Source organism: Bacillus sp. AP50, assembly GCF_040492675.1.
GTDB lineage: Bacteria > Bacillota > Bacilli > Bacillales > Bacillaceae_G > Bacillus_A > Bacillus_A cereus.
This window is the reverse complement of sequence record NZ_JBEUTW010000693.1, coordinates 1-6,392: the sequence shown is the minus strand read 5'-3', so window position 1 is coordinate 6,392 and position 6,392 is coordinate 1. Positions and strand designations below refer to the sequence as shown.

The following is a 6,392-nucleotide window of genomic DNA, read 5'->3' as shown; positions in this document are numbered from 1 at the left end:
CCCAGCACACCACACCGCCCACAGGAACGCACACACGCCTACACAGGCGCACACACGCCTACACAGGCGCACAGGCACCCACGGGGGCGCGCAGGCGTGGTCTGGGTGAGAGACACCCAAGCGTAACTACACCAGAAACGACCTGCGACCACCAGCCCTGCACCAGCCCCCTAGAGCGTGCACACACGAGCACACAGCGCTGCACAGCCGCCTCAAGGTTTAATGGGTTCACTCTTGGTCTGTACCGTCTGAGCAAACCCTCTCCCATGTTTCATTCAACACAAGTACCTGCCTAGCGGTTTCATCCGTTAGAACATCCTCGGTACTCAAGTACACAGGGCGTACCCAAGAGCAACCATCGACTATACCTGCTGCACTCGGTAAATTACTTAGTCCAGCGCTGCAACCTTGCACGCACAGCGCTATCAGTACTGCTAAGAACTTCAGCTTGTACATCCTGTACCTCCTTGTTAACAGTACGCTCCGCCTGTAATTGCTTCTCGGTACTCTTCAGTACCGCCTCTGTTGCTTCCTTAGCACTCTGCATTTGCTCGGCCTTAGCAGCGCTACGCTTCACGGATACTACACCTGCTACACCAGCGCTGATTACACCAATAACACCGAGTACCAATACCAAGAACTCACTCATACAACCTCCTTAACCATTACGGAAGAACAGCACTTGCTCAGCGGCTCTTCGATTTACCAAGCCCTGAACAACACGGCCTCCAGCCTTATTCCACATACCAATAGCCTTACAAGCCGCTTGGTACTTCCGCTGGTTCAACTCTCGTACAACCGTACTACCCTTGAACGCATTAACGCCAATGTTATAGCACAGACTTACCAGAGCGTTCACTTGAGATTGTGTTAGCGGAACCTTAACCGCCTCTGCCACCGCATCTTCATACGCAGCAATCTGTACTGTGAACTCCGCCTTGATTTCATCATCTGTCAGATAATCCTGCATCTGCACACGCGTACCTGCTCGTGCACCAACCTTGTACCGAATGAATCCAATGCCAATAGTGGGAATACCAGCGCTATCACGATACGCTTTATTCCGTACTCCCTCCCATTGTTTAATGAACTCATACCCAGCGTCATCAATACGTACGCTCATTTATCCTGATACTCCTTTAATCAGAGGTTCAAGCACTTTCAGAATCTCCGCTGCTGGCTTCCCCAACAACATCGCTGCAAAGATTAACAGCGTCTTCCAATGCTCTGATATAAAATCTTTCACAGGGTTACGAGACATCAACTTCTGCATGTTCTCAAACCCCACCTGTACTTCTCGTGTCAGTTCTTTAAAATCCTCGTTCATACGCTGTGTACGTTCCTCAAGGATAGCTACACGAACCTCCATACCGAACCCCTTACCATCTGTCTGTGCTTGTACAATTTCTTGTACTGATTTATCTGTGTCCATACGTCTTAACGCGTCCTCTTCGTTTTACAGGTACGTTCTGCACGTACTGCATCGGGTTCTTTAACCACTCTTTAATCTTCGCTTCTTCACGAAGTTCCGCTTCCTTTTCATCGTCCTTAGCCAGCAATCCAACTAAGAACTCACACAACGCCTGTACACAGTCCGCACGGTCATCATGTGCCAACGAGTTCCTGTCATACGTAATGTCTGCCAGTTGTCTCATTAAACTGAATTGCATCCTCCGTTCAGACGGATGCTGTTCACAGTACGCCCAATCATCTTGGATACATTGAGCGTGCACAATGAGTTTATGCCTGCGTGTCAAAGGAGAGATAGTGTCAATAATACGGCGTTCTTTCTGTCCCTTTGGATAGAAGTCCTGCGTACCAATCTTGATTCCCCGTTTCTGCATCTGCGCTTGAATCAACGCAGTTACTACACCATGACCCATATTCGCTTCTACACGAATGAGGTCAACCTCGTACTGTACAGCAATATCCAGAATACGATTAATGTTCTCTTCTGTCATACCGCCTTTGAACCCGCCTGTACTAAACACATGCACATACGAGTTCACAGCACCGCCTACACAGAACGCCACTTCATCACCCCCTGAACCAGCAGGGTCAATCTGCATCACCTTTGTATTGTACGGCACGAACACATCAGATGAGCTCGCAGCGTAGTACAATTTTTCGGTCATTAAATTCGGCGTGCGTTCCTTGTATTCCAAACGTGGCTCTGCTGCCCACAGAATCGTCTCTGGGGCGTTTTCTGAGCCCAGCCCTATGATTGGTATGTCCGAGAGTTTTATGCGCGTTCTGAGCGCGTCTGAGAGCGTTGTATCGAGCATGTACTGGAGATTAAAACCCTCCTCGCCATAATCGAGCTCTTTTTCCTGAAGCGCAATTTCGTCAAAACGCATCGGGTCAGTAGGCTTCCCCCTCAACCCCGTGATTCCCCCGCCTGTACCTAGGCTAGAATCGCGCTCAAGGGCTTCCAGAATACACGGGGCTATTACACCATTATCGTACCTTAAAAGCTCCTCAGAGGTCGGGTATCGGCCAGTCCAGACGCGTACCTCAAAACCACGATTCGGTAAAGTTCTGTAAATGCTATCTTTCGTCTGAGGCGTACCCAAATACAGGGTATCCCCATGCGTACAAATAGCAGCGAACTCCTTAGTGAGCATAAGCAACTGCTCGCGCATCACTTGGGTCATACTGTTCTTTTGTGTTTCCACATCATCAGGAATCAGTAGGTCAGCACGTTTACCTTGTAGGTTAGCAGTAATACCAACACAACTGATACTAGCTGATTTATCAATCCCTTTGAGACTGTAGTGCACATCATAGTTTTCATACGAGGTTCTGTCACCTGCTGAATTATCGGCACGGAGCCAACACAGGATAGACCAGTTCTCAAGCAATCGAATAATCAGAGTTGCTACATCAGAGGCTTGTCTCTCACCTGCTGATACAATAAGAACACGAGCACTCGGATTATGAACAAGCGACCATATAGCGAACAATGCAGCCAACGTGCTCTTAGCTTCACCACGTTGGGCTTGCACCATACGCTTACGTGAACCATGTTGCATGTACCAAGCAATATCCGCTTGAATCTCAGACATCTCAAAGCCGAGGTACTTCATACCAAGTTCCGCGAACTCCACAAAGGAGTGCAATGTACTGGCGAACATAATACTTAAATCAGTACGCACATCGACTGGCATGAGACGTGGGTTCTGGCTATAAGCCTTACAACGCTCTGCCAGCAACGATAAGCGCTTTAGAGTAATGTCTGAAATCATTAGTACCTCAATTCATTAGACCGTGGATTAACTCATCCCCAGCATGTACATCAGCGTACTTAGCTGCACGAGCAGCACGGTTCGCATCGAGCTCTGTTTGGAACTGCTCGCGCAGAACCTGCATATCCTGCACATCAGCCTCAGCGGTAATACTATTGTCCTTTAAGAACTTCACGATTACCGCTTTATCTGATGCACTCATAGGGATACCCTCTTCAATGCTGAGTTTAATGTCCTGAATGAACATTTCTGTCAGCATCTCATGTAAGGCACTTAAAGTACCAGTACTAGCTGCCATTATAAAATCCTATCTTTTTAACGTAGTCCATAAAGAACTGTTTAAACACGGTGTCACCCGCGTATGTTTTCTTATCCTTAGCATCTACAAGTAACTCTGTCTTACCAGTAGCAATGTCTGGCAGTACATCATATACATTGTATTTGATTAGGTCGATGTTCAATACATCAGGAGCACGGCCGCCATAGTAACCTAAGGAGAACGATGCATCATCGATTTTCCTTGGGTACGTACTTGGTAAGTACGTAGGTGCACATGAGCCCCAATTTGTGTACAGAATAGTTTTGGAACTATCCGCTTTTGTGATACTAGGGTACTTAATTGTGGGATGCGGGAAAGTCACGGGTATATACATCTTGGCTACATCCTTAGCAGACACAAGCGACGAGATTGTATTAGGATTACCAAGCAAAGCACGCTTCTGGCTATCCGTATCTTCCGCAGTACCTAGGTTATACTTTACAAACGCATTCACATGCCACGGCTTCTGTACGTTCTCTGCACTACCTGTACTGTCAGGCACAATGGAGCCTATCGGTATTCTGTTGCCATTACCCTCATATGATACTGTACCTGACTTATGTGCTGCCACATAGTACCTCGCAGGAAATACACTATCGTCTACCGCATTCAAGATTGGGTTATTTGTAGAATCCGAGTACATTCCGTAGTTCGCACCATGCGGGAACGTAACATGTAATGTCTCATTGATATTATGGTTAGCGGTAGTACGTGTTGTTTTGACGGGAATACTCGCAGAGAACCCGCGACCTACGTATGAGTTATGGAACTCCATTGTATTATCTAAATCCCCGTGTGCTGGAGTACCACTTCTAGCAACACGTATAGGGCTACCTTGAGACGTAGAGTTTAACTCACCAGACCAATCAGTATTGAGCTTGGTTACAGACTGTAGCATAATATCCAAGTACTGCCCTACATCCAACCGCCAGTGCTTCCAATACTGATTATCCGTATCTGCAACCCCTACTGCCGCCACAGGGTCTCCTACGAACTTATAGTATGCGCGAATATCTGTATTGAACTTGTACAACGGCACAAGGCGTAAGTTCGCTGTAATGACATCCGTACGAGGATTCTTGGTGTCATAGTACTCTGTGCGCTGAGCCCTTGCCGCTGTGTACGCAATACCATTCAGCACATTACCATCAGAGCCCTTATTAGCATCATACGATGCATCAATAGCGTATTTGCCCTGTTCTAACGGTAAATGTCGTGTATCACAGAACTTATATCCACGCCATCTGTTAGACCCACTACTCCCAACGACGAACTTACATTTAGTCTCATTAGGATAATATCGCATGTACAAATCCGCTGATTTCAGACGTCGCTCAAGATAAAACTCTGCCCCAACATCTAGAGCCCGCTGGATTTTATCAGTTTCTAATGGGTCGAAGGCATACACATACTGAGCATCCGTAGCACTCCACGAGTCCATGCTAATATTACCCATCACGTTGCGACTGCTGTAGGTTGTCTTATCCGTGGCGTACGCAATGAACTCTGATGCAGAGTTATGGAGGGCAGGAATATCCTTGGTTGTACCTAAAACAACCCATTCACCTGTGGTTGCATCTATGTACTCTACATTTCCTGTGTATACACGGAAGTGCGTATTCTGTGCAGGTAAATTCAAGGAATACTTCCAGTACTCCGTACCCTCTGGGTTTATAGCCCAACCTGTAGAGAACTTCCCCTTTAGTTCAATTTGCTGCGTACTCATGTCATCAGTTAGACTCTTTGTTGCAGTTTCATAGCGGTTTCCCAAGACGGTACGTTTCGCCATGAACTCCTCAGAGGTTTGAATATAATAAACCTTAGGGAACACCACACCATCTGGAGTTGCTGTGGTGTCAACCATCTTAAAATCCAGAGTACCTCCAGAGGTAATACGTGATGCAGCAGACCAACTCAATGGGTCGGGAGTTACTACCTTAATAGGCGTACCAAAGACTGTGCTAGCAGTCTCTTGGACTTCCTGAATAACGGCATCCGTCATTTGTTTACGTTCAACACTCTCATCGAAGTACATTAAAGTACCATCTACCTCAAAGTTGTACGCACGTGCAGTGAAAGGAACTCCAAGAACCTCTTGGATAATGTGTAGCAGTTGTGTGTTATTAGTGTCCACATAATCAGCAGTAATTGGAGATTCCTTGAACTTAACAAGGTTATCCTCTAGACTAGTTGTACGGACGAATTGTACTACACCAGTGAGCTCCTCAGAGAACTCAATGGTTTGTTCATCAACCCAACGATAGTTCAGGTACTCCTCAGCAGTCCCTAGAACATACGGGGATAAAATCTCTGTATTCAGATACACAGAGATGTAATTCTTATCAAGGTACTGTACATCCAAACGTACACGAGTACTTGGGGTACTCAGTACGGTAGTCTGAATGCAGTACTCGTTACGTTTACGTGTGTACATACGTTTCCTTATTATGGTGCTGGATTACCGCAAGTCTTAACACCTACTGCGTAACCATTGTCATAACCATGACTATAACCCGCATCCTTACCTTCTCTGAAACCAGAACTATAACCCGCATTATTACCGGCTCTGAAACCAGCGTCATAACCCGCAGTATCACCACCACCAACCTCACAAGTGGCTTTACCAGCAGCCTCACCAGCGGAATAACCGCGAGCGTAACCAGCAGCATCACCCGCGTTGTACTGTGTGACACTAGACGCAGAGCCCTCTGAGTAACCGCGAGTGTAACCAGCAGCCTCACCAGCGGCTTTACCAGCAGTCTCACCAGCGGAATAACCCAAACTGTACTTAGCAGCAAGTTGTACTTGTAGTTCGTTTTGACTAATAC

At 46.9% G+C, this 6,392-nt stretch carries 7 protein-coding genes; all 7 read right to left on the bottom strand.

Annotated elements, in window-relative coordinates; all coding sequences use genetic code 11:
• Positions 1-385: 385 nt before the first annotated feature.
• The gene (locus ABWK52_RS28490; protein WP_353772337.1) at positions 386-649 is read right to left on the bottom strand and encodes a hypothetical protein; all 264 of its coding nucleotides are present in this window, start codon (positions 647-649) and stop codon (positions 386-388) included.
• Positions 650-658: 9 nt separating this feature from the next.
• Positions 659-1,123, bottom strand: coding sequence for a lysozyme (locus ABWK52_RS28485; RefSeq protein WP_353772336.1), 465 nt, complete (start codon positions 1,121-1,123; stop codon positions 659-661).
• A complete protein-coding gene (locus ABWK52_RS28480; protein WP_353772335.1) occupies positions 1,124-1,432 on the bottom strand; it encodes a hypothetical protein in 309 nt (102 codons plus the stop codon).
• The gene (gene terL, locus ABWK52_RS28475; RefSeq protein ID WP_353772334.1) at positions 1,419-3,245 is read right to left on the bottom strand and encodes a phage terminase large subunit; all 1,827 of its coding nucleotides are present in this window, start codon (positions 3,243-3,245) and stop codon (positions 1,419-1,421) included. The genes ABWK52_RS28480 and terL overlap by 14 nt, the downstream gene beginning before the upstream one ends.
• Before the next feature lie 7 nt (positions 3,246-3,252).
• Complete coding sequence (locus ABWK52_RS28470; RefSeq protein ID WP_353772333.1) at positions 3,253-3,543, bottom strand: hypothetical protein; 291 nt, start codon at positions 3,541-3,543, stop codon at positions 3,253-3,255.
• Positions 3,533-4,870, bottom strand: coding sequence for a hypothetical protein (locus ABWK52_RS28465; protein WP_353772332.1), 1,338 nt, complete (start codon positions 4,868-4,870; stop codon positions 3,533-3,535). The genes ABWK52_RS28470 and ABWK52_RS28465 overlap by 11 nt, the downstream gene beginning before the upstream one ends.
• Before the next feature lie 1,139 nt (positions 4,871-6,009).
• On the bottom strand, positions 6,010-6,392 hold a 383-nt coding region (locus ABWK52_RS28460), incomplete at its 5' end, for a hypothetical protein (protein WP_353772331.1).